This window comes from Kitasatospora sp. NPDC004745, assembly GCF_042873275.1.
Classification (GTDB): domain Bacteria; phylum Actinomycetota; class Actinomycetes; order Streptomycetales; family Streptomycetaceae; genus Kitasatospora.
The window spans coordinates 416083-438957 of sequence record NZ_JBIALK010000003.1; the positions used below are offsets into that span (position 1 = coordinate 416083).

General features: G+C 77.0%; 15 protein-coding genes. 4 read left to right on the top strand and 11 right to left on the bottom strand.

Annotated features, from left to right (window positions below; translation table 11 throughout):
- Positions 1-34: 34 nt before the first annotated feature.
- From ACFYUY_RS08785 to eccCa, 8 genes are all read right to left on the bottom strand, one after another.
- Positions 35-724 carry a hypothetical protein gene (locus tag ACFYUY_RS08785; protein ID WP_387899356.1) on the bottom strand — a complete coding sequence of 230 codons (690 nt, stop codon included), beginning with the start codon at positions 722-724 and terminating at the stop codon, positions 35-37.
- Between the two features lies 1 nt (position 725).
- Complete coding sequence (locus ACFYUY_RS08790; protein WP_387899359.1) at positions 726-1016, bottom strand: WXG100 family type VII secretion target; 291 nt, start codon at positions 1014-1016, stop codon at positions 726-728.
- A gap of 96 nt (positions 1017-1112) precedes the next feature.
- A complete protein-coding gene (locus ACFYUY_RS08795; RefSeq protein ID WP_030396826.1) occupies positions 1113-1445 on the bottom strand; it encodes a WXG100 family type VII secretion target in 333 nt (110 codons plus the stop codon).
- Positions 1446-1537: 92 nt separating this feature from the next.
- Positions 1538-4876 (bottom strand): right-handed parallel beta-helix repeat-containing protein, encoded by a 3339-nt coding sequence (locus ACFYUY_RS08800; RefSeq protein WP_387899363.1) that lies wholly within the window; start codon positions 4874-4876, stop codon positions 1538-1540.
- A complete protein-coding gene (locus ACFYUY_RS08805; protein ID WP_387899366.1) occupies positions 4873-7143 on the bottom strand; it encodes a hypothetical protein in 2271 nt (756 codons plus the stop codon). Before ACFYUY_RS08805 ends, ACFYUY_RS08800 begins: the two co-directional genes overlap by 4 nt.
- A gap of 13 nt (positions 7144-7156) precedes the next feature.
- Positions 7157-8473, bottom strand: coding sequence for a type VII secretion protein EccB (gene eccB, locus ACFYUY_RS08810; RefSeq protein ID WP_387899369.1), 1317 nt, complete (start codon positions 8471-8473; stop codon positions 7157-7159).
- 11 nt (positions 8474-8484) lie between these two features.
- Entirely contained in the window at positions 8485-9882 is a 1398-nt protein-coding gene (gene eccD / locus ACFYUY_RS08815) for a type VII secretion integral membrane protein EccD (RefSeq protein WP_387899372.1), read from the bottom strand.
- Positions 9879-13889: a type VII secretion protein EccCa gene (eccCa, locus tag ACFYUY_RS08820; RefSeq protein ID WP_387899557.1), complete on the bottom strand. Its 4011-nt coding sequence runs from the start codon at positions 13887-13889 to the stop codon at positions 9879-9881. The genes eccD and eccCa overlap by 4 nt, the downstream gene beginning before the upstream one ends.
- A 459-nt stretch (positions 13890-14348) precedes the next feature.
- On the opposite strand from eccCa, the gene ACFYUY_RS08825 reads away from it, so the two are divergent.
- Positions 14349-15668 (top strand): ricin-type beta-trefoil lectin domain protein, encoded by a 1320-nt coding sequence (locus ACFYUY_RS08825; RefSeq protein WP_387899375.1) that lies wholly within the window; start codon positions 14349-14351, stop codon positions 15666-15668.
- A gap of 39 nt (positions 15669-15707) precedes the next feature.
- On the opposite strand, the gene ACFYUY_RS08830 is transcribed toward ACFYUY_RS08825, so the two are convergent.
- From ACFYUY_RS08830 to ACFYUY_RS08840, 3 genes are all read right to left on the bottom strand, one after another.
- Positions 15708-16493, bottom strand: coding sequence for a LuxR family transcriptional regulator (locus ACFYUY_RS08830; protein WP_387899378.1), 786 nt, complete (start codon positions 16491-16493; stop codon positions 15708-15710).
- A 412-nt stretch (positions 16494-16905) separates the two neighbouring features.
- Positions 16906-17265: a hypothetical protein gene (locus tag ACFYUY_RS08835; protein ID WP_387899381.1), complete on the bottom strand. Its 360-nt coding sequence runs from the start codon at positions 17263-17265 to the stop codon at positions 16906-16908.
- 201 nt (positions 17266-17466) lie between these two features.
- Positions 17467-20280: an AAA family ATPase gene (locus ACFYUY_RS08840; RefSeq protein ID WP_387899383.1), complete on the bottom strand. Its 2814-nt coding sequence runs from the start codon at positions 20278-20280 to the stop codon at positions 17467-17469.
- Between the two features lie 405 nt (positions 20281-20685).
- Between ACFYUY_RS08840 and ACFYUY_RS08845 the strand changes: the two genes are divergently transcribed.
- The 3 genes from ACFYUY_RS08845 (at position 20686) to ACFYUY_RS08855 (ending at position 22849) form a co-directional block, all read left to right on the top strand.
- On the top strand, positions 20686-21639 hold the full coding sequence (locus ACFYUY_RS08845) for a pyridoxamine 5'-phosphate oxidase family protein (protein ID WP_387899386.1): 954 nt from the start codon (positions 20686-20688) through the stop codon (positions 21637-21639).
- A gap of 128 nt (positions 21640-21767) precedes the next feature.
- On the top strand, positions 21768-22547 hold the full coding sequence (locus tag ACFYUY_RS08850) for a hemerythrin domain-containing protein (protein WP_387899389.1): 780 nt from the start codon (positions 21768-21770) through the stop codon (positions 22545-22547).
- Entirely contained in the window at positions 22541-22849 is a 309-nt protein-coding gene (locus tag ACFYUY_RS08855) for a hypothetical protein (RefSeq protein ID WP_387899392.1), read from the top strand. The genes ACFYUY_RS08850 and ACFYUY_RS08855 overlap by 7 nt, the downstream gene beginning before the upstream one ends.
- Positions 22850-22875 lie beyond the last annotated feature (26 nt).

The following is a 22875-nucleotide window of genomic DNA, read 5'->3' on the forward strand; positions in this document are numbered from 1 at the left end:
TTCTCCTCTCGATCCGCCCGGCCGGCCGCCTCGGTCAGGCCGGGGCGGGGGTGTTGCCGCCGGTCCCGTTGCCGGTGCCGCCACCGGTGTTGGTGGTGGTGTTCGCCGTGCCGGTGCCGCCGTTCGCGGTGACGACGGCGTTGAAGTCGCCGACTGCGTCGGCCATCGCCTGCTGGAAGTCCCTGGCCGTCATCCCGTTGACCTCCTCCACCGTGCGGTACTTGGCGCTCAGCGCCCTGACGCCGTCCCGCAGGTCGGTCAGCCCGGTGATCAGCGAGGAGAGCGACTCGCCGAAGTCCTTCTTCAGCCCGGCGTCGCCGTTCGGCCCGTTCACCCGGTTCCGCATGACGTTGGCGTGGTAGAAGGAGCCCGGCGCCACGCGGACGCCGTCCAGGGCGGTGGCGACCTCGCTCATCGGCCGGATCAGCCGGTCGATGTTGGCCGCGAACACGTCCAGGGAGGGCGTGCTCACCGCGACGGTGCCCGGGCCGGTCGCGCCGTGCCGCGGCACGACCGGGACGGCGAAGGGGTTGGTGTCGCTGAACGTCCCGTGCCCGGCGCCGATGTGAGGGTCACCGGTCCAGTGGTCCCCGCCGCCGGAGCCGCCGCCGCTGCTGCCGGAGCCGCCGCCGGAACCGCCCCCGTAGTCGTTGGGGTTGATGTTCGGGTCGGAGGACTGGTGGGAGTCGTCGCGCGCGGCGAGGGACTCGTCGGTCGCCGACACGTCACTGGTCCCAGAGGCTCACGCCGTGCCGCTCGCCCTGGTGGTAGGACTCGTGGATCTGCCCGAGCGCGGTGGTCGCGTTCTGTGCCTGGAGCACCATGTCGCCGGCGGCGGCGTCCCACTTGGCCTTGGCGGTGTCGTAGGTGGTGCGGGCGTCGCTGCTCCACTCGCTGAGGTGCTGCGCGGTGCCGTCGTCCAGCTGGCTCAGGGTCTGCTGGAGCTTGTTGCTGATCGCGGCCATCTCGCCGACGATGTACTCGACCTGGGTCATGTTGACCGCGTACGTACTCATGCGGGTGACTCCTCCTGGGGGTTCCGGGGGCGGGCGGCGCTGGCGGGGCGGGGCCCGTGGACCGGCCCGCGCCCGGCCTGGTCCACGGGGGTGCTCCTAGAAGCCGGGCAGCGGGGTGGCCATGCCCTTGCTGAGTTGCGAGGCCATGTCCGTGGTGGCCTGGTGGGTCGTCCCGTACGACCCGGTGTTGGCCTGGAGCTTCTCCAGCATCAGGCCGAGCTGCGTGCGGACGGTGCCGAAGTCCTGGAGCCAGGTGTTCATCGCCCCGAGGTAGGTGGTGGAGGCGTCGCCGGTCCAGCTGGACTGGAGCGTCTCGATCTGGCCGGCCATCTGGGTGTAGGTGCGGTTCGCCTCGTCCAGCGCGGTCTGGAAGTTGCTCTGGGCGGCCAGCATCCCCTCGATGCTGACGGAGGTCGTCTGGTTGGCCATCAACCGGTCCTTTCGGTCGTGCGGTCAGGAGTGCTGCCGTGCTGAGCCTCTGTCGTTCATGCTGCTCCACCCGGTGCCGGCCGGGCCGCGGATCACCCCTGCACTGCCCCGCCGACCCCGGATCGCTGCACCGGCCGCCCGTCGGCAGCGGCGCGGAGCGGGGCGGGCAGGTCCGCCGGGGTGACGGTGCGCGCGCGGGCGGAACCGGCGATCCGCAGCGCCAGCAGGTGCGCCCCGCGCGCGCCCTGCGAGCCGTCCTGTCCGGCAAGCTCCGCGGACACCTCGTCGGTGACGGCGAGACCCAGCGACTCCAGCCGCCGGACGGTCAGTGCGGCCAGCTCGGCGCCGGTGTACGGGGGCAGCGGCAGGTACTCCGCGAAGACGCCTGCGAGGTCCGTCCGCGCTGCGAGCAGTCCCATCAGGAACGGCGCGCGCCCGGAGAGCACCAGGGCGGCGCCGTGCGCGTCCCGCCCCGCCGCACCGGCAGCCAACGCGTCCACCACCGCCGCCTGTTCGACGGCGGGCCGGCGCTCGAACAGCGGGTCCGCCTCGACCAGCAGCACGCCGCCCGCGGCCCGCCGGAAGGCGTCGGCGACACGGCTGCGCGGCTGCTCCGTCCACCGGGCCGGGACGTCCGACAACGGCAACCGGTCCAGTGTGCCGAGCGGGACGAGGCCGAGCTCTGCCAGGGACCGCGCGTAGGCGGCGGCCAGCGCCTGCCGGCCGCTGCCGGGCGGGCCCTCCAGGACGACGTCCGCCAGGCCCGCGGCGCCGCGTCCGGACGCGGCGAGGGCGTCCAGCCGGGCCGCCAGCGCCTGCCGGACCGGGGCCAGGCCGACCAGCCCGGCCAGGTGACGGCCCGCCGCCGGACGAGCTGCGGCCCGCGGCCCGTGGGGGGTCGCGGGGGCGGGGGAAGCTGCTGCGGGGACCGCCGCGGGCGGCCGATCCGCCTCGGGACGTACGGCTTCGGCGCGGACGGGCTCCGCGCGGACGGTGGTGACGTCGGCGGCCGTGAGCATGCTGAGCTCGCCGTCGTCCGCGGGCGGCCGGACGGCCAGCCGGGACGCCTGGTTGCTGATCATCGACTCGAAGACCTGCCGGGCGACCCGGCCGTTGCCGAAGGTCGGCCCCTTCGGGACGTCCTCGAAGTGACGGGTCAACGCCTCCACCGCACCGCCGGTCAGTTCGTAGCAGTGCCTGGCGCACAGGCCCCGGACGATGGTCACCAGCTCGCCTGGCGCGTAGTTGGGGAACTCCACCGTGCGCGAGAAGCGGGACGCCATCCCCGGGTTGGAGGCCAGGAACTGGTCCATCTGCTCGGAGTAGCCCGCCACGATGACGACGATCTCGTCACGGTGGTCCTCCATCAGCTTCATCAGCGTCTCCACCGCCTCCTGCCCGAAGTCCGGCCCGGTGCCCCGGGACTGGTTGGTCAGGGTGTAGGCCTCGTCGACGAAGAGCACCCCGCCGAGCGCCCTGGTGAAGACCTCCGTGGTCTTGATGGCGGTGCCGCCGATGATCTGGGCGACCAGGTCGGCGCGGGCCACCTCCACGATGTGGCCCTGGCCGAGGATGCCCAGTTCGGCGAGGACGGCGCCGTAGAGCCGGGCCACGGTGGTCTTGCCGGTGCCGGGCGGGCCGGCGAACACCAGGTGCCGGCTCATCGGGGGCATCGGCAGGCCCATCTCGCTGCGCCGCTTGGTCATCCGGTTGAGGTTGATCAGCCCGGTGACCTCCCGCTTGACGCTCTCCAGGCCCACCAGCGCGTCCAGTTCGGCCAGCGGTCCGGTCCCGCTGTGCGCGGGCGGGCCGTCCGACACCGGGCCGGGCTCCGAGCCGGTGGAGGCCCCGGCCCGCGCGGCGACGCCGTCGTGCGCTCCCCATGTGCCTCCGGCCTGCGCGTCCCTGGCCTGCGCACCCCGGACCGCCGTGTCCTGGACGTCGCAGTCGTGGAGGCGGACGGAGCCCTCCGGACCGGCGGACCTCACCCCGCCGCCCGCGTTCTCCACGACCGTGCAGTTGCCGAGGTCGGCCCGGGCGCCCGCCCGGACGTCGACACCGTGACCGCGGGCCCCGCTGACCCGGCACCCCACGGCGGTGAACGAGCCGCCCGCCAGCACCCGCACGCCCTCGGCGCCGGAGCCGGTGAACTCGCTCTCGCGAGCGGTCAGTTCGCCGTCCTCACCGACGACCGCCGGGCAGCCGTCCAGCAGCGAGGCGGTGAGCCGGACGTTCGCCCCGTCCGCCACGCCCAGGCCCCGCCCCGGGCCGGTGGTGCTGATCCGCGCGCCGGTCAGCAGGCCGGTGGCGCGGCCCGTCAGCTCGACGGCCGTCCCGCCCGCCAGGGTGATCACCGCCGCGCGCAGCGAGACCTCCGCACCGCCGTCGGCCCGGACGCCGTGGCCGGCCGCCCCGGTGACGGTCAGCCGGTCGAGTTCGCCGCCGGCCCGGTCGGTGACCAGGACGGCGGCGGTGGCGGCGTCCCGCACGGTCAGCCCGTCGGCCGCGGCGGCGCTGCCGGGGCCGCTCACCCGGAGCCCGACCGGCGTCCCGGTGATCTCGCAGTTCCGGAGCACCGGTCGCCCGCCGCCGGTCACCTCCACCCCGCTGCCCGCCGCCCCGGTGACCGTGCAACCGTGCAGCACCGGCGCCGCACCCTCGGCGACGTGCACCGCCTGTCCGGCCGATCCGGAGAGGACGCAGTCGGTCAAGGTGGTCTCGCCCCGGCTGGTGAGGTAGGCGTCGACGGCTGCGCTGCCGCTCACCGTCACCCGGTGCAGGGCCGCCCGGCCCTCCTGCTCCACGGCGAGGCCCGGCTTCCCGCTGCCGGTGATCCTGACGCCCTCGGCCAGCACCGATCCGCTGCCGTTGACGCAGATCCCGTTGCCCCGCGGCCGGTCCAGCCGGCAGTCCCGGACCTCCAGTCGGCCGCGCTCGGCGACCACCACCGCCGAGGAGCCGGCGTCCGCCACCTCGGTGTCCTCCAGGACGCTGGCCGCGGTGGAGGTGACCACCACCCCGGCGCCGTACGGGTTGGCCACCCGGCAGCCGCGCGCCGCGAGGGTGGCGTCCTGACGCACCAGCACGGCGGCCCACGCCTCGCCGGTGATCCGGCAGCCGTCGAGCGCGGACTGCCCGCGGCGGAGGTCCAGGACGGCGGCCTGCCGGTCGGCACCGGAGAGCACCAGGCCGGACAGCTGCACCGCCTCGGCGTCAACCACCACGGTGCTGCCGGCGGCGGCGTGCACTTCGACGCTCCCGGCCTCCCCGGCGACGGCCACGGTGACCGGGCGCGTGATGCCGAGCGCCTCCTCGTAGCGGCCCGGGGCGACGGTGATCAGCGCGCCCTCGGGGGCCTCGGCGAGGGCGCCGGAAATCGAGCGGTGGGCGCCCGGACGGTCCGGGGAGACGAGCAGCACCTGCCTTCTCACAGGCCGGTTCCTTCCGTGCGGGGGGTGGGTGTCCGGGGGCCGGACGGCGAGGGGCCGGGCACCCGGGTGCCCGGCGGCCGGGAGCCGGACGCGGGGGGAACGGGCATCAGCCCGGGCGCGTCGGCGCCTTCGAGGGTCTCGTCCGTCCCGGCCGCCGCCAGTGCGGCCGGGATCCGTTCCAGGCCGGCCAGCGCCATCGCGTCCAGCTTCACCGGCCTCAGGTCCACCCGGCCGTCGGCGGCGATCTCGGACGGCGAGAGCTCGCGCAGCATGACCGTCCGGCCGTCCACCCGCAGCACCTTGAAGCCGGTACCCGGCAGGAAGAGCACCCGGTCGGGCGCGGCCGGGTCCAGCATGGCCGTCCGACGGGCCGTCATCGACCAGACCAGCACGTCCGTCCCGCCCGGCGGCCCGGCGTGGAGGGTGGTACGGGCGTGGCAGAAGGCCCACTCGGTGAGCAGCCCGCCCTCGCGGTAGAGCCCCCGCTCCGCCTCACCCAGTCCGCTCCGGAGCAGGGCCGGCCCGCGGTACGAAGGCAGTCTGCGCAGCCCTGCCGCCACGCACCGGGCCAGCGGCACGTGCGGACCCGGGTCGGCGCTCCGGACGGCGGCGTCCGCCCGGCGGCTGTCCCCGGACAGGTAGAGCCGGACGGAGACCAGTTCGGTGAGCGCGGCCGCCGCCTCCGCGCGATCCGTGCCGCGCAGACCCGGGGACTCCGACATCACCCGGGAGACCGATCCGGCGATCGCGTTGAACTGCTCGCTGAAGGTGCGGCGCACCCAGCCGCGCTCCTGCTCGATTCCCCGCTCGGGCGGGACGGCGCAGGCCGCGGCCTCGGGGACGGGCTGCACCCGCGCGCGGAGACCGGCGGACGCCGGGGCGGCGGCGGACGCGGCAGGGGTACCGGGCACAGCGGGAGCGGCCGGGGACGGCGAGGGAGACGGCGCCGGATCCGGCACGGTCTCCGGTGCGGGCGGGGGCGGCGGCCCTCCGGACTCCAGCCGGAACCGCGGGACGGGCGCCGAGGCCGGGGCGGGTGTCCCGGGGGCGGGCGCGTCGGGGCTCGGTTCGACGGGACCGACTGCGGTGGGCTCAGGCACGGTCGGCTCGGGCACCAGGGGCCCGGGCGGGACCGGGCCGCGCGGAACGGACGCGACGGGTGCGGGCTCGGCCGTGGTCGGCCCGGGCGGGTCCGGCGGACGGACGGCCACCGGCCGGGGCGTCGCCGCTCCGGCCACCGCCGCTGCCACGGCCACCGCGCCGACGTCGGCCGACGGCCTCACCCCGCCGGCCACGACCGGCCGTGCCTGCTCCTGTACCTGTATCGCCGGCTGCACCTGTACCGGCGCCTTCGACTGCGGCTGCACCTGCGACTGCGCCTGCGCCTGCGCCGGGAGGTGCACCACCGCCCGCCGGTCCTGCCCGTACCCCGGCGCGCCGAACGTCCGGGCCGCTCCCGGCTCCCCCGCACCCGGCACCGCGACCGGCAGCGCCGGGTACCGCACCACCCGGTGCCCCAGCGCGTCGGCGAGCGCCTGCCCGGGCTCGGCCGTCCCCGGCGTCTCCAGGGTTCCGTGCAGCACGAACCTGACGGCCGGCCGGACGCTGGGCAGCACCGTGCCCCAGAACCGCGCCACCGCGTCCAGGGCGACCGCCGGGGCGCCGGGGCTGCCGATCACGACGAGCAGCAGGTCGAGGTCGGCCGGGACCGCCTCGACCAGCTGCCGGCGGTGGGCGGCCGGGGGCTCCTCGCGCGTGCTGCGCACCCAGACCCCGCTCGGCAGCGGTTCGGCGACGGTGTCCGGCCCGAGCGGCCGGGGCCCGGTGGGGCTGGTGAACTCCCAGGCCGGCTTGGGGAAGCGCTGCGAGTCCCGCTCCGCCGGACGGCCGGGGGTGAAGCGCAGCCACCCCTCACCGCGGTCCGCGGGGACGAAGAGGCCGCCGCTGATCGTCGGCGTCGGTTCGCCGTCGGCCGCGACGACCTCGCGGCCGAGCCGCTCGGCGATCCGGGCACCGGCCCGGCGGATCTCCTCGCGGGGGCCGCGGCCGAAGACCAGGCGCAGGCTGCGGTAGCGGGCGGGCGCCAGCAGGCGGGCCACCGCCTGCCATTCGCGCTCGACGGCCTCCGCGGGCAGGTCGACGACGACCAGGGTGTGCCGGTCGTCTGGGGCGAGGCAGCGGGCGAACTCCACGGCCCGGTGGTCGGGTTCGCCCTTGGGGTGGATGAGGAGGGCGCCGCTCGCGGCGGCGCGCAGGCGCAGTCTCACGGCCGTTCCCCCGTCACCGTCGCGCCGCGGCGCGGCTGAGGACGGGGCCCTCGGGCAGCAACCCGAGGACGTCGGCGGGCAGCACGACGGGGCGGTGCGAGTCGCCGAGGCCGAGCGCGCGGGCGGCGTCGCCGTCGGCGACCGGGTAGCGCGCGCCCTGCTCGGTGAGCAGGTAGGACTGCCCGCCGCCCGGGGCTGTGGCCAGCGCGCCGGTGCCGGGCGGCATGACGACGGGCCGGTCGGTGGCCGGGCCGAGCACGAGACGCTTGTCGTCGCCGGGGCCGGTGCGCAGGCAGAGTTCCCCGGCCGCGGGGGCGCGCAGGCCGATGACCTCGGGGAGCCGGGTGAGCAGGCCGTGCTCGGCGGAGACCGGGGCCGCCGCGACGTCCGCCTGGGTGACGGTCCTCGGGGCCGGTGTACCGGGCACGGCGGCGAGCAGGGCGTACTCGGTCGCGCCGACGGGGGCGAGGCCGTCGGCGCGCTGGAGGTAGTGGTGGGCGTCGCTGCCGGTGCCGGTGCGGAACAGCTGGCCGGTCACGGTGGCCTGTCCGGCGACGGTGCCGGCCGGGTTCCCGGCGCCGGGTGGCACGCCGGGGGCGAGCGGCGTGCCGGTGGGCACGGCGGCGAGCCATTCGGCGGGGGCGGCGAGGGCGGGCCGATCGTCGAGGCCGAGGGCGACCAGCGCGGAGTCCGCGGGGACGAGGTACTTGGTGTCGTGCAGCAGCAGGTAGCGGGAGCCGTCGGGCCCGGCGGCCAGGGCCGCCCGGTCGGCGGGCAGCGGGGGCAGCGCGTCCGCGGCGGGACCGAACACGAGGGTCTGGCCAGCGCCGCCCGCCGTACCCGGCCCGCCCGCCGCGCCCGGGGTTGCCGTCCGTAGGCAGCGGGCCCAGGCGCCGGTGAGCAGCCCGGAGGCGTCCGGCACCGTGTCGGGGGCGTCCGGGATGCCGATCGGGACTCCGCGCGGGGTGCCCGCCAGGGTCTTGGCGGGGACGGCCTCGGGCGCGGCCGGGCCGCCGGCGAGCAGCAGGGCCGAGGCCCGGTTGCGGGCCGGTCGCAGCTCGCCGTCCAGGTAGACGTAGCGGTTGCCGGTCTCCTTCTCCACCAGAACGGTGCCGTTCTTGCGCCACGCGGTGCCGGGCGCCGGTGCGAGCAGGCCGTAGCCGGCCGCTCCGCCGCAGAGCAGCACGGCGACTCCGGCGCCGAGGACGGTACCGAGCGCGGAGCGGCGGGTGGGGCTGTCGCCCTGGCCCGGGTCTCCCCCGACGAGGGCGGAGGCCAGGCGGCCCATCGCGAACCGGTGGGACTGGACGTGGTCGCGTCGTGTCTGCATGCCCGTTCCCCCTAACCGGCCAGCGCGCGCAGGCGGGCGTACGCACCGAGGACGTGGAGCAGCAGCGGCAGCAGGGCGATCGCGGTGGCGGTCTCGGCGAGGTCGCCGAGGTGTCCCCAGATCGGCAGCAGCCGGGCCTTCGGCAGCCGTCCGGCGGCGAGCAGCAGGAAGACGGCGGCGGTGAGCAGCAGCGTGGCGGCCGCCACCGCCCCGGCCGGCCCGGTGGGGGCGACGCGCAGGACGAGGAGCAGCGCCGGCGGGTAGGCGCCGGCGAGCAGCGCGGGGATCCGCTGGAGAGTGCCGTCGGTGTCGCGGGCGCGCAGCAGGACGGCCGCGCCGAGGGTGAGCGGGAGCAGCCACCCGGTCCAGCCGTCGTCGAGGACGACGAGCAGGGTGACGGCGGCGCTCTGCACGAGCGCGGAGGCGGCGGCGATGCTGTCGAGGCAGGCGGTGGCGACGGTGACCCGGCGGGCCAGCCGGTCGCCGGGCTCGGGGTCGAGGTCGCGCTGGAGTTCCTCGGCGTCATGCGGCAGGTGGGGCACGCGCAGGCGGGCGACGCGCAGGGCGAGGCGCGGTGCCAGGTGGCCGAGGACGAAGGACGCGACGGCGAGCAGGGCGGCGGCCCGGGCCGGGTCCGTCCAGCCGGCTCGGACCAGGACGGCACCGCAGGCGGCGGCGACGGCGGTGAGCACGGCCGTGCCGGGGACGGCCAGTGGCAGGGCGCCGACGCCGAGCAGCACGGCGGCGAGCGCCACGACGCCGGCGGCGGCGCCCGGGACGCCGAGGACGGTGTCCGGGAGGTGCCCGGGGCCGGGGGCGGCACGCAGGGTGAGCCCGGCCAGTGCGGCGAAGAGGAGGGCGCCGGTGCCGGCGAGCAGGACGCCGCCCCGGACGGCGCCGGTGCGGGCCGCGACGGCGCAGCAGACGGTGAGGACCGCGGCGACGGCGGCGCAGCGCGCGGCCGTGGCCGGTCCCGCGCCGGCGGTGAGCAGGGCGGCGGCGAGCGCGGTGAGGGCGGCGCCGGCCAGGAGCAGGGCGAGTCCCCGGGTGAGGCCGGGGTGCCAGCGGCCGGGGCCGCGACCGACGCGGTCGGCGACGCCGTCGGCGATGTCGTCGAAGTGCAGGGCGGGCAGCGGGTCATCGGCGGGGCGCAGCCGCAGCACGTCGCCGTGGCGCAGGCCGGCGGTGGCCGGGGTGGCCCCGGGGTCGAGGGGGTCCTCGCCGAGGCGTTGCAGGACCCAGGCGGGGGTGGCCTGGCCGGGGGTGGTGGGGAGGTCCCGGGTCAGGACCGGCAGCAGGGCCGCGACGGTGGTGGTGACGGGGACGGCGAGGTCGGCCCGGCCGGCGGGGCCGTCGACGGTGATGCGGCAGACCTCGGTGGCCTCCACCGGGGGCGGTGCGGTGGTCATGGTGCTCCAGTCGGGGCGGGGGGTGCGGATACGAGGCCGGTCTGGACGAGCGTGACGGTGCGCCGGGTGACCAGCTGGGCGCGGCCGGGGGGCAGGGTGCGGGGCCTGGCCTCGCCGAGGAACCTGCCCTCCTCCTTGGGGTAGGAGAGCAGCAGGGCGGGGTTGCCGAGCTCCCACATCCTGCGCAGCAGCGGGTCCATGACGGCGCGCATGGCGCCGGAGGTGCTGCGGGCGACGACCAGGTGGAGGCCGATGTGGACGCCCTGGGCGAGCAGCGGGACGAGCGGGGCGGTCGGGGAGGGTGCGCCGGGCGGGCCGGTGAGCAGGTCGTGGTCGTCGACGAGGACGAAGAGCCTGGGCCCCTGCCACCAGTCGCGCCGGGCGAGCTGCTCGGGCGTGATGTCGGTGCCGGGCAGCCGGCTGCCGACGGAGACGGCGGCGCTCTCGGCGAGGCGGCCGAGGCCGTCGGTGTCGACGGCGAGGCCGACCCGGTAGGCCTCGGGGACGTCGTTGAGGAGTCCGCGGCCGGGGTCGGCCAGCAGGATGCGGGCCTCCTCGGGCCGGTAGCGGGCGGTGATGGCGCGGACGGCGAGGCGCAGGGCGTTCGTCTTGCCGGTCTCGCCGTCGCCGAAGACGGTCAGGTGCGGTGTGGTGCCGAAGTCGTGCCAGACCGGGGCGAGCCGCTGTTCGTCGAGGCCGAGGCAGAACCGCAGGTCGGGGGTTTCGGCCGGGCCGGGGAGCCGGTGGGCGTCCAGGCGGGTGGGAAGCAGGCGCACGCCGGGGGCGGCGCCGCCGGGGGCGAAGGCGTCGATCTCGGCGACGGCGGCCTTGGTGGCGGCGGTGAGGTCGTCGGTGCGGGGGGAGCCGTCGAGCCGGGGCAGTGCGGAGAGGAAGTGGTGCCCGGTGGCGGTGAGTCCGTGGCCGGGCCGGTGCGGCACGGCGGCGGCGGCCTTGGCGCCGACCTCGGACTCCATGGAGTCGCCGAGGCGTAGTTCGAGCTTGGTGCCGAGCAGGTCGCGCAGTCGGGAGCGGAGTTCGGACCAGCGCACGGCGGAGGCGACGACGTGGATGCCGAAGGAGAGCCCGCGGGCGGCGAGGTCCATCACGCGCTGTTCCAGGTCCTCGTACTCCTGGCGGAGCGTGGCCCAGCCGTCGACGACCAGGAACACGTCGCCGTACGGGTCGTCGACGGCGCCGCGGGCGCGCAGGGCGCGGTAGGCGGCGACGGACTCCAGGCCGCGGGAGGTGAAGAGCTGTTCGCGGTGTTCGAGGAGCTGGTGGAGTTCCTCGACGGTGCGCAGCACGCGGTCGCGTTCCAGCCGGGTGGCGACGGAGCCGACGTGCGGGAGGCCTGCGGTGGAGACCAGGCCGCCACCGCCGAAGTCGAGGCAGTAGAACTGGACCTCCTCGGGGGTGTGGGCGAGCGCCAGGGCGAGGATGAGGGTGCGGAGCAGGGTGGACTTGCCGGTCTGCGGTGCTCCGACGACGCCGATGTGGCCGTCGGCCCCGGAGAGGTCGGCGACGAGCAGGTCGCGCAGCTGCTCGAAGGGGCGGTCGACCAGGCCGAGCGGGACGCGCAGGGCGCCGCGCAGGCGCGGGTCGGAGGTGGCGAGGCCGCGGTCCGGGTCGGGCACGATGCCGGGCAGCAGCTGGTCCAGGCTGGGTGGGGCGGTGAGCGGGGGAAGCCAGACCTGGCGGGCCGGCGGTCCGGCGTCCTCCAGTCGGGCGACCAGGACCTCGGAGAGGCTGTCGCCGCCCTCCTCGGCCGGCCGGTCCTCGGTGGGGCGCCGGAGCAGGGCCTGTTCGGCGAGGGAGAGCAGGGCCGACTCCTCGTCCATGCGGGCGGAGGCGAACGGACCGCGCTGTTCCAGGCCGAAGGCGGTGACCTCCCGGGCGGGCAGGCCGGTGCGCACCTGGTCGGGGTGGGGCGCGGCCGGCGCGGGGCCGGAGACGTAGGCGGCCTTGAAGCGGACCAGGTTGGTGGTGTCGACCTTGAGGTAGCCGTTGCCGGGGGCGGAGGGCAGCTCGTAGGCGCTGGCGGTGCCGATGACGCTGCGGGACTCCATGGAGGAGAAGGTCCGCAGCGCGATGCGGTAGGAGAGGTGGCCCTCGACGCGGTGGATCCGGGACTCGTCCAGGCGCTGGGAGGCGAGCAGCAGGTGCACGCCGAGGCTGCGGCCGAGCCGGCCGACGGAGACGAAGAGGTCGACGAACTCCGGCTTGCTGGCGAGGAGTTCGGAGAACTCGTCGACGACGATCAGCAGTGCGGGCAACGGGGCGAGGGTGGCCCCGGCGGCACGCGCCTTCTCGTACTCGTAGAGCGAGGCGTGCCCGGCCTCGCGCAACAGCTCCTGGCGGCGGATCATCTCGCCGCTGATGGAGTCGCGCATCCGGTCGACGAGGTGGAGCTCGTCCGCGAGGTTGGTGATGACGGCGGAGGTGTGCGGCAGCCGGTCCAGGTGGAGGAAGGTGGCGCCGCCCTTGAAGTCGACCAGGACCAGGTTGAGGAGTTCGGAGGAGTGGGTGGCGGCCAGGCCGATCACGAGGGTGCGCAGCAGCTCGCTCTTCCCGGAGCCGGTGGCACCGATCAGCAGGCCGTGCGGGCCCATCCCGCCCTGGGCGGACTCCTTGAGGTCCAGCTCGACCACCTCGCCGTCCTCGGTGACGCCGATCGGCACCTTCAGACGGGCGTCCTGGGCCTGCCGGGGGCGCCACTTGGCGGCGGTGTCGTAGCCGCGGACGTCGCGGATGCCGAGCAGCGTGGCCAGGTCGACGTCGGACTCCAGCGGACGGTCCCGCAGGTCGGCGCCGCCGCCGGTGCGCAGCGGAGCCAGAGCCCGGGCGAGGGTGTCGGCCTCGGCGGCGCCGAGCCGGTCGGCGCGGGCGGTGACGGTGGCGCTCCCGGCAGGAAGGGTGACCCGGTGGCCACGGACGGAGAGCCGCAGCACCCGGGGGCCGCCGGGGACGGTGCCCGTGAGGTCGAGGAGGACGACGCCGCGCAGTCCGGCGCCGAGCAGGCGGGAGGTCTCCGGCAGGCGGACGCCCTGGGCGACGACCACCACGAAGGGCTCGGCCACGCCGGGGGCGGAGCCGGTGTCGTGGTCGGGCCGGTCGCGGACGCCCGCGCCGAGGAGGTCGAGCAGGGCGTCGTGGTCGCCGGCGGCCAGTCGGGCGGGGCCCGCGGCGTCCTCCTCCTGCGGGTGGGCGTTGTGCGGCAGCCACTTCAGCCAGTCCCACTCCCGGCGGCCGGCCTCGTCGGCGAGCACCGCGACGCGCAGTTCGTCGGGCGAGTGGAACACCGCGAGCCGGCCGACCATGGCGCGGGCCAGGGCGAGGGCGTCCTCCTGCTCGCCGACCAACTCGACGGCGGTGAAGCGCTGGAGGGAGACCGGGACGGGAAGGTCCGGCACCGTCCGGTGCGCGTGGGTGAAGCGGCGCAGCGAGATCGCGCAGAGCGGTTCGAGGTCCTCGACCGGCTTGGTCCTGGGGGGCAGGAACTCCAGGGCGGCGCGGCGGGGGCCGGTGCCGATCCGGATCCGGGCGAAGTCCTCGTGGCCGGGCCGGCGCTCCCAGAGACGGGGGCCGCCGGCCAGGGCCCACAGGCCGGCGGGGTCGGGCTCGTCCCAGAGCAGGGCGGCGCGCTGCCCTGCGGCGGCCTGCCGGGCCTGGCGGCGCTTCTGGGCGAGGTAGCGCAGGTAGTCGCGGCGCTCGGCCCGGACGCGGCGGCGGCGCTCGGCGCCGGGGCGGCCGATCTGGACCAGGGTCATGCTGACCATGGCGACGCCCATCATCCCGGACATCGCGTACATCGCGGTGCCGCCGTTGCCGACGGAGAACATCAGCACCATCGCGCCGGTGCCGAGGCCCATCGGCAGGTACGTCAGCACGGAACCGAAGTCCGCGGTGGCGGGTTCGCCCAGGACCGGCGGCTCGGCCAGTTCGACCTGTTCCTCCGGTAGGCCCGGTCCCTCGGCGCGGGGCGGACGTCTGACGACCACGGTGCTCACGTCGCTCACGTCCGGTTCTCTCCCGTTTTTCTCTGCTGTGCCGTGCCATCGTGTTGTGTCGGCGTGCTGTGCCGGCGTGCTCGGCTGCCGGTCCGGGCACCGCGGGGCCGGTCGGCGGGTTCGCTCCGGTCGCTCCGGTCGGAGCCTAGGAACCGCCGGCGGGGGGCTCCCGTCGTCCGGGCGGTTCTCTGTCCCGGCGGCCCAGGAAGCGTGTCCCTTGGTGCATCCGGCGGTGCGTCAGGTGGTGGATCCGGCCTGTGCCGGGCGCGGTCTGCACCTTGATGCACGGAAGCGGGTGCGAAGGGTCAAGGTCAGCGGCGGAACCGGGTCTGCCGGCCGGGGCGGGGGTTGAATGACGCGGGCCCGGGGCCCGTCCCCCGGACCGGTGCCGCCCGGGCCCGACAGCCGGTGCGACCTCCGCACGGCCGGGCCGGACCCGACGACGAGGAGCAGAGACGTATGGAACGCGTGACGCCGTCCACGGACACCTCCGGCGCACCGGCGGGTGCGCTCTGGGACCGGACCTTGCCCTGGGAGACCGGCCCGGACGGGGTGCTGGAGGCGGCCGAAGCCACTCCCGGTGCGACGGGGCCCGGCGCCGCCGATCCCCGCTCCTCCGAGGCCGGCACCTCCGAGGCCTCCGCCTCCGAGGCCGGTACCTCCGAGGCGGAGGCTCCAGGAGCCGACGCACCCCAGCCCGCCGCCGCCCCGACCGCTCCGGCCGCCCCTGCGCCCCCCGCAGCTCCGGCGGCCGCGTCCCCACGGCAGGAGAAGCGCCCGGGCGGGCGCCGGACCGGTGACGGGAAGCCGGCGGACGGCGAGGAGCAGCCGGAGCGGACCGCCCGGATCGCCGGGGCCCTGGTCGCCGCCGGCGTGCTGGCGGCCCTGGCGGTCACCGCCCTGTCGGTCACCGCCGGTCCCGGCGAGGCCGACACGACTGCCGCCGACCCCGCGACCGGCCCGGCGCTGGGCGCGGCCCGGGTGCCGGGGACCACCGTGCGCGCCGACGTGGCGGCGACTCCGGAGGCCTCCCCCACCGCCACCACCCCGACCGCCGGGGGCCCGACGGAGACTCCGCCCGTCGCGGCGGACCCGCCCGCCCCGGCGCCCGGCGCGAGCACGCAGGGCGCCCCCGCCGCACCGGACGGTCGCACCGCGCCGGCGCCCGGAGCCGCACCGCCGCCGGCGCGGGCAGGAGCAACCGCGGCACCGAAGAGCCAGGCACCCTCCGCGGGTTCGGCCGCGCAGCCGGTTCAGCCCCCGGCCGCGGTGGCCGACCAGCCCGCGGCCGCCGCGGCCAACCAGCCGCCCGCCGCGGCCCAGCCTGCGCCGCCCGCCGCCCAGCCGGCCCCGGCCGCGCCACCGGCCCCGGCCCCGGCCGCCGCGCCGTCACCGGCCGGCCGGATGATCGCGGGCTACGGGTCCGAGCGCTGCGCGGAGGTGTCCGCGCACGCCGCCGTGGACGGCTCCGCGCTGCGCCTGTGGGACTGCGCCGGTTCCGCCTGGCAGAGCTGGGAGTTCCGGCCGGACGGCAGCGTCCGCTCGATGGGGCTGTGCCTGGACGTGGCCGGCGCCTCGGCCGCCGACGGCACGGCGATCCAGCTCGCCCGCTGCAACGGCGGCTGGGCACAGCAGTTCGCGCTCAACCCGGCGCACGACCTGGTCAACACCCACCTGGGCAAGTGCGTCGACGCCAGGGACCAGGGCACCGCCAACGGGACGGCCCTCCAACTGTGGGACTGCGTCGGCGCCTCGAACCAGAAGTGGTACCTGCGCTGAGCACCGGCCCGGCCCCGGTCGGCCCGGTGGGCCGCGCGCTCAGAGCACCCCGGACCTGATCGCGTGGACCACCGCGTGGGTGCGGTTGCGGAAGCCGAGCCTGGTCATCATGCCGCTGACGATGTTCTTGATGGTCCGTTCGGAGTAGCTGAGCTCGCGGGAGATGTCGGCGGTGTCCAGGCCATCGGCCAGCAGGCGCAGCACGGCCACCTCGCGGGTCTCCAGCCCGGCGGCCGTGAGCCCGCGCGGCCCCAGCACGTCGCGCTGGACCGACCGGAAGCCGTCGACCACCCAGCCCTGGACCGTCGGGGGCAGGTCGGTGCCGCCGACGGCCACCCGGCGGACGACCTCCAGGATCTTTTCGAAGTCGCACTGCTGACGCCAGAGCACGCCGCGCAGCCCGAGCTCGACCGCCCGCAGCACCTGGTGCTCCCGGATGCCCTCGGCGACCAGGACGATACCCAGGGCGGGGTTGTCGGACCGGTCCGCGAAGTCCTCCAGCCGGGTCATCGTCTCCTCCGTGACGGCGCTGGTCAGCACGAGCGCGACGTCCGCGGACGGGAACTCCTCGGGCGCGAGCAGCCGGAGCCCGGGGTGGCGGCGCAGCCCGAGCGCCGTCCCCTCCCCCGTGATCGGGTCGCTGGCCAGCACGGCGATGGTGGTCGTCCTGATCACCCCGACCGCGCCGGTGCCGCCGCGGACCGCGGACGGCCGCGCGACCGGTGCCGCGAACCGGGTCGCCCCGGGGGCCGCGAGCGGCGTGGCGAACTGGGTCGCGGTCGATGCGGTGGAGGTCTTCGCCCCCGGGTTGAGCTGGGTCGTCATGCGATCGGGCTGCCTGTCCTCGACTGGTTCGGAACTCGTCCGTTCGGACTGCGAGGACGCTAGACCGCCCCTCTTGTCAGGGACTTGGCGGCCGTGGGGCCCCCCCCCCGGGGGGGCGGGGGGGCCCCCCGCCCCCCGGGGCCCCCCCCGGGGGGGCCCCCGGGGCTGCGGGGGTTTGGAACCCGGGCTTTGGGCCGGGCGGGGCGGGGCCCCCCCCCGGTGGGGGGGGGGGGGGGGGGGGGGCCCCCCCCGCCGGGGGGGCGGGGGGGGGCCCGGGCGCGCCCTGGTCACCGACGGTGGGTCACCGACGGTGGGTCATGGGGGCGGGGGTCACGGGCGACAGGCGAGGGGGCGAGGGGGGACAGTCCCGGAGGAGCCGGGGACTCGGGGGCGACCGCCCGCCGGCGCCGGGTCACCAGCGGTAGTAGCCCGTGGACCACGCGTTCCCGGTCGTGGAGACGCCGGTGCCCGCCGCGTCGTCGTACGAGAAGCTGCCGACGATCGCGCCGTTGCCCTGGTGCAGGACGACGAACTCCTTGCTCTCCCCGGAGAGGTTGAGCGTGCTGCAGGTGCCGGGCTCCACGATCCTGGTGGCGAAGTGGCGGTTCGGGAACTCCGCGTAGGAGGAGTAGTAGCCGTCCGAGCAGAGGGTGAACTGGCCGGGCGTCGCCGCCTGGGCCGCCCCTGCCGGGACGAGGACGACGGTCAGGGCGGCGGCTGCGCAGCCGGCCGCGGCGGCCGCGCGGCGCAGGACGGTTCGGTCGAGGGTCATCGAGGTCTCCCAGGTGTGGCTGTCGGTGCGTGGTCGTCACATCGGACATCCGCCCGTCCCGACGGTCGCCGGAGCGGACCCCACCGAGGAAACCCGTGCCGCGCCCCCGCCGTCACCGCCCGCCGGGAAGCCCTGCCCCGGCGGCCACCGTTCACTGCCCCGGCGCCACCGGTCGCGCGCCACAGCCCGGCCGACGAGCCGTCACCGGGCCTGCGGCACGGCCACCGGGCCGAGCAGCCCTGCCGCGGTCAGTGCCGGGGCGAGGGCGGGTGGCCCGGCGACGCCGAGCTTCGCGAGCGCCTTGGCCAGCCCGGCCTCCGCCACCTGCGGACCGGTGCCGAGCCGCTCGCCGATCTCGGCGGGGCCGAGCCCGGTGGCGGCCAGTCGCGCGATCCGCACCTCCTGACCGGTCAGCGGCCGGCTGCCGGGGCCGCCCCGCAGTCCGCCGGAGGGGGATGCGGCCGCCCCCGGCGGCGCGGCGCAGCGAGCCGCCCACGGTGCCGCGCCCAGCTCCTCGAAGGTACGACGCGCCTCATCCAGCAGGGCGTCCGCGTCCCGGCATCCCCTGGCGCGCAACCGGAGGCCGTGCGCGAGCTGCAGCCGGGCGAACGTGAAGACCCAGCGCCGGGCCCCGGGGACGGCGCAGGCGGCCTCGAACAGGGCGGCGGCGTGCCTGTCGTCGGCGGCGATCGCCTCCGCCGCGGCCAGCAGGAAGGCGTGGTGGCCGGAGATCTCGTCCATCCGCGCGGCCCGGCCGGCCGCGACGTGCGCCGCCGCCTTCGCCCGGCGCCCGGTCCGCACGGCGGCCTCCACCAGGTCGAGGAACGGCAGGTGGAACCAGGGCAGGCCGGCCGGCAGCTCACCGGGCCGCATCAGGGCGCTGAGCCGGCCGTAGGCGTCCTCGTCACGCCCGTGGGCGAGGGACGCCAGCGCGTGCAGGTGGTCGAGCTGGTCGGTGACGAAGCGCATGCCGGCCCGTTCGGCGACCGGGCGGATCCGCCGGTCGGCCTCGCGCAGGCCCTCCTCGTCGCCGCGCCCGGCCAGGAAGTGCGCGTGGTAGTGCCGGAACAGCAGGGCGTTGCAGTGGTAGCCGAGCTCCTCGGCCGCCTCGGCCTCGTGCAGGCAGGTGGCGTCCTCGTTCCAGCGGCCCCGCAGGTAGGCCCGGTAGACCTCGGCCTTCGCCACTGAGCCGCGGGTCGCGTAGCCGTGCTGGCCCGCGAAGCGGCGCCGCAGCGGACCGTCGGCGGCGTCCACCGCCGCGGCCGTCCAGAGCAGCAGCCACGCGGCGCCCGCCTCCTGGCCGCGGTCCAGGCCGTCCAGCAGGGCGGTAAGGAGCCCGGGCACGCCGTGCGCGGTGCGGGCCGGGTCCGACCAGGCCCGGTGGCAGAGCCGGGCGAGCGGGGACACCTGGCCCCGGTACTCGGCGAGCACCTGCCAGGCCCGGGCGTCGCCGGTGTACACGGCGGCGAGCAGCAGCTTGAAGTACGCCTGCTCGGCGAGCCCGCCGAAACCCTCCGCGCCGGGCCGGGAGAGCGCCTCGATCGTCCCCGGCAGCAGCTCGACGGACGACTCGAACTCCACCCGGTGGCTCTGGTCCACGTAGACGACGGCGTACGAGAACAGCGGGGCGATGTCCGCGGGCACCGGCCCGCGGCCGATCTCCTCGACCAGCCGTGCGGTGTGCCGCAACTGGCCGCCCCGGGCCGCCGCGACGGCGGCCCAGGTCAGCCGGCGCGCCCGGTCGCCCGGGTCGGCGGTGAGCGCCGCCGAGCGGTCGAGCAGCAGAGCCGCCTCGGCGTCACCGCCGCGCCGCACCAGCCGGTGGCCGGCCTCCTGGAGGCGGGCCGCGAGGTCGTCGTCGGGGAGCAGCGCCGCGCTCGACTCGTGCACCAGCCGCCTCGGGTCGTCGGCGGTCAGGCCCTCGGCGAGCAACCGGTGCGCCTCGCGCTGCCGGGCGCCGGAGGCCCGGGAGATGACGGCCCGGCGCACCAGCGGGTGCCGGAAGCCGAGGCGGCCCGCCGAGTCGAGCCGGGCCAGCCCGCTGGCCTCCAGCGACTCCAGGACCGACTCCACGTCCTCGCCCACCGCGCGCAGCCAGGCAGCCGAGCCCTCGGCCGCGCCCGGCCCGGCCAGGGCGGCCAGCAGCAGGACACGTTCGGCGGCCCGGGTCAGGCCGGCCAGGCGGTCCGCGAACAGCCGCTCCAGCCGCCGTCCGAGCGGCAGCTGCTCCGGCAGCGGGACGATCCCGCGCAGCTGGCCGCGGCGCAGCTGGCGCGGCAGCTCCACGAGTGCCAGCGGATTGCCGCCCGCCTCGTCCAGCAGACGGGCCGTCGTGGTGCCGGCCAGGCCCGGGTGGCGCAGGTCGAGCAGTTCCCCGGCCTCCGCGGACGAGAGCGCGCCGACCTCGACCGGGTGCACCGACCAGGCCTCCACCGTCGAGTCCTCGGGCCGGCTGGCGCTGACGATGACAACCGGCAGGGCCGCGATCCGCCGGTGCAGGAAGGCGAGGACCGCGATGCTGGAGGAGTCCACCCAGTGCAGGTCGTCCACCAGCAGGAGCAGCGGCCTGCTGCGGGCCGCCGCGGCGAGCAGGGCGAGGGCCGAGGCCCCCACGGTGAAGCCGCCCGGCGGCAGACCGGGGCGCACGCCGAGTGCGTGCTCCAGGACGTCCCGCTGATGCGGCGGCAGGTCCCCGACCTGTTCGAGGAGGGGCCACAGGACCTGGTGGAGGCCGCTGAACGCGTACTCCCGCTCGGCCTCGGAGCCGACCGCCCGCAGCACGGTGAACCCGGCCTCCGCCGCCCGGCCGGCGGTCCACTCCAGCAGGGCCGTCTTGCCGATGCCGGCCTCGCCGCGCAGCAGCACCGCCGCCCCGCCGCCACCGGTCCGCGCGCTCTCCAGAGCCTCGCTCAGCCGCGCGGTCTGCCCGCTGCGCCCGACCAGCCGTGCCGGCTCCGGTCCCGGATCCCGGCCCTGGTCCGGGCTGTCCTGCCCCTGGCCGTGCGTGCTCTCCACCTGCGTCCTGCCTCCCCGGGGACCCGTCCCCCGGGCCCGTCGTCCTCGTCGGGACCGGACCCGCGAGTGGCAGCGGCCGCCGACCGTCACACGGCCGCCCGGGTGCCCGGCGGCAGCGCGCGGGCCAGACTACCGGTCGCCCGGCCGGGTCGCGGCCACGAGCGTCGGGCCCGCGACTTGGGGCGGACTTGGCGCCCACTTGGCGCCCGCCGTCCGGCGTCCGTTCCGGCCGCGCGGGGCGGCGATACTGGCGTTCCCGGCGCCTTTCGCCGGTGGTTCCCCCTGACGCTCCTTCCTGCGTCGCGTCTCCCGTGTCCCCCCTGCTTCCTCGCCCTGGGTGCCGCCCCTGCGGCCGCACCCCCGCCTCCGCCCTTTCATCCACCTCTTCTGACGGGCTCTTCTCCCATGACTCCTCCTGACCGCATCCTCACGACCGTCCTGCGCTCCTACCGGACCTGCGAGTTCGCCACCCTCGGCCGGGACGGCACTCCGCTGGCCTGGCCCACCGCGGCCTGGATCCGGCCGGACGGCACCGTCCTGGTGACCACCTCCCCGGCGTTCGCGCAGAAGGCGCTCAACGTCCGGCGCGACGGCCGGGTCGCCCTGCTCTTCTCCGACCCGACCGGCCACGACGACGCCCGCGCCCCGCAGGTGCTGATCAGCGGGACGGCCGTCTGCCCGGAGGAGGTCCGCGCCGGGGTCGCCGACGCCGAGGAGTACTGGCGGCAGATGTTCGTCCGCCAACCGCACAGCCGGGCATTCCTCACCCGCCCCACCCGCTGGTTGATGGACTGGTACTACCTGCGGCTGCACATCACCGTCACCCCCGGCCAGGTGCTGACCCGGAGCCCGCTCGCGGACCTGCCGCCCGCTGCCGCACCCGGGGCTTCGCCCTCCGGACCGGGGATTCCGGAGACCGGGCTTCCCGGGGCAGCGCCTCTCGGGGCCGGCCTGCTGGCGGAGTTCCCGACCGCCGTCCTGGGCGCGACCGCGCCGGGCGGCGCCCCCGTTCTCGCCCGCACCCGCGTCGTCGCCCGGCCGGACGGCTACCAGGTCTTCCCCGCGCCCGACGCCCCGGTGCTCCCGGGCCCGGCGTCCCTGCTGGTGCACCGTCACGACGACCGGCTGAACGGCCTTCGCAACGTCCTGGTCAAGGGCCGCCTGTCGCTCGAGGGCGGCACCTGGCTATTCGCACCGACCGCCGTCGTCGACCCGGCCGGCGCCGGCCGCCCCGGCGACCAGCTCCGCACCCTGCGCACGGCGCGCGCCGCGACCGCCCGCTACCTGAGCCGCCGCGGGCTGCCGCGGCCCCGGGTCGCCTGGGCCGAGTTCGCCACGCTCGCCCGCCCGGTCGAGTGACGCCCGGCGTCGGGGCCGCGCCCACCGCGGGCGCCGCCCCGACGGCAGGCGTTCCGACGGTTCGCCGTCCGACGGCCCACGTGCCGGCGGCAAGTGGGTGCCAAGGGGTACCGTCGACACTCGTCCACGTGACACTGATCGATCAGGCCCAGGCCGACATCCACCCCTACACCCGCGAGATGGCGATGATCCACCGGATCTTCCGCCGGGAGTCGCGGCTGATGACCACCCTCGTCGCCGCCGTCCCCGCGGGTGACACCGACCGCGCCGCCGTCCTCTCCGGCGCCTGGCACCTCTACGTGCTGGGGCTGCACGTCCACCACACCGGCGAGGACGAACTGCTCTGGCCCCCGCTGCGCCCGCGGCTGACCCCCGACGAGGCCGGGCGACTGGCCCTGATGGAGGCCCAGCACCAGGCCCTCGACGAAGGGCTGACCTGGATCACCGCACTGATGGAGCGCTGGACGGCCGACCCCTCCGAGGCGACCCGCAGCGCGCTGGTGGCCGCCCTGCGCGACCACCACGACCTGCTCTGCGCCCACCTGGACGCCGAGGAGTCGACCGTGATGCCCCTGGTGGCCGCCTACATCGGACCGGAGCAGTGGCGTGCGGTCGGCGAGCGCGGCCTCGCCGAGACCCCGCGCCACCGGTTGATGATCGCCTTGGGCGCGATCCTGGAGGACGCCTCCGCGAGCGAGCGGGCGGAGTTCCTCGGCCGGCTGCCACTGCCCGCCCGGCTGCTCTGGCGCCTGGCCGGGCGGCGCCAGTACTGCCGGGAGATGCACCGGGTCCGCGGCGCTCTGGCCGAGGCTCCTCCGACGGGCGTCGCGGCGGGCCCGGCCGCGGACGCCGTCGCGAGTGCGCCGGCGGGCTCGGCGCAGCGTCCGGGGGCGTCCGGGCCGTGCTGACCGGCGACCAGCCGGTCGTCCGGACCGGACCGGTGCGGACGACGGTGTGGACCGGGCCTGCCGACGTGACCTTCGGGCGTCACCCCGAGCACGGCATCGTGGCGGCCGATCGCAGCGCCGGGGCCAACGCGTCCTGGATGCTCGAGCGGCTCGGCTTCCACGAAGTCCCCGGCCGCTCCGGCCTCTACGCCCTCGGCGACCCGTCCCGCGACGGCGTCGCCCGCACCACGGCCGCGGTCACCCTGATGCGCCGGGCCGGGTACCGGGTCGCCGGTGACGGCGCCTTCGACGGCTCGCACTGACCGCGGCCCGCCCGTGCCCCCGGTCC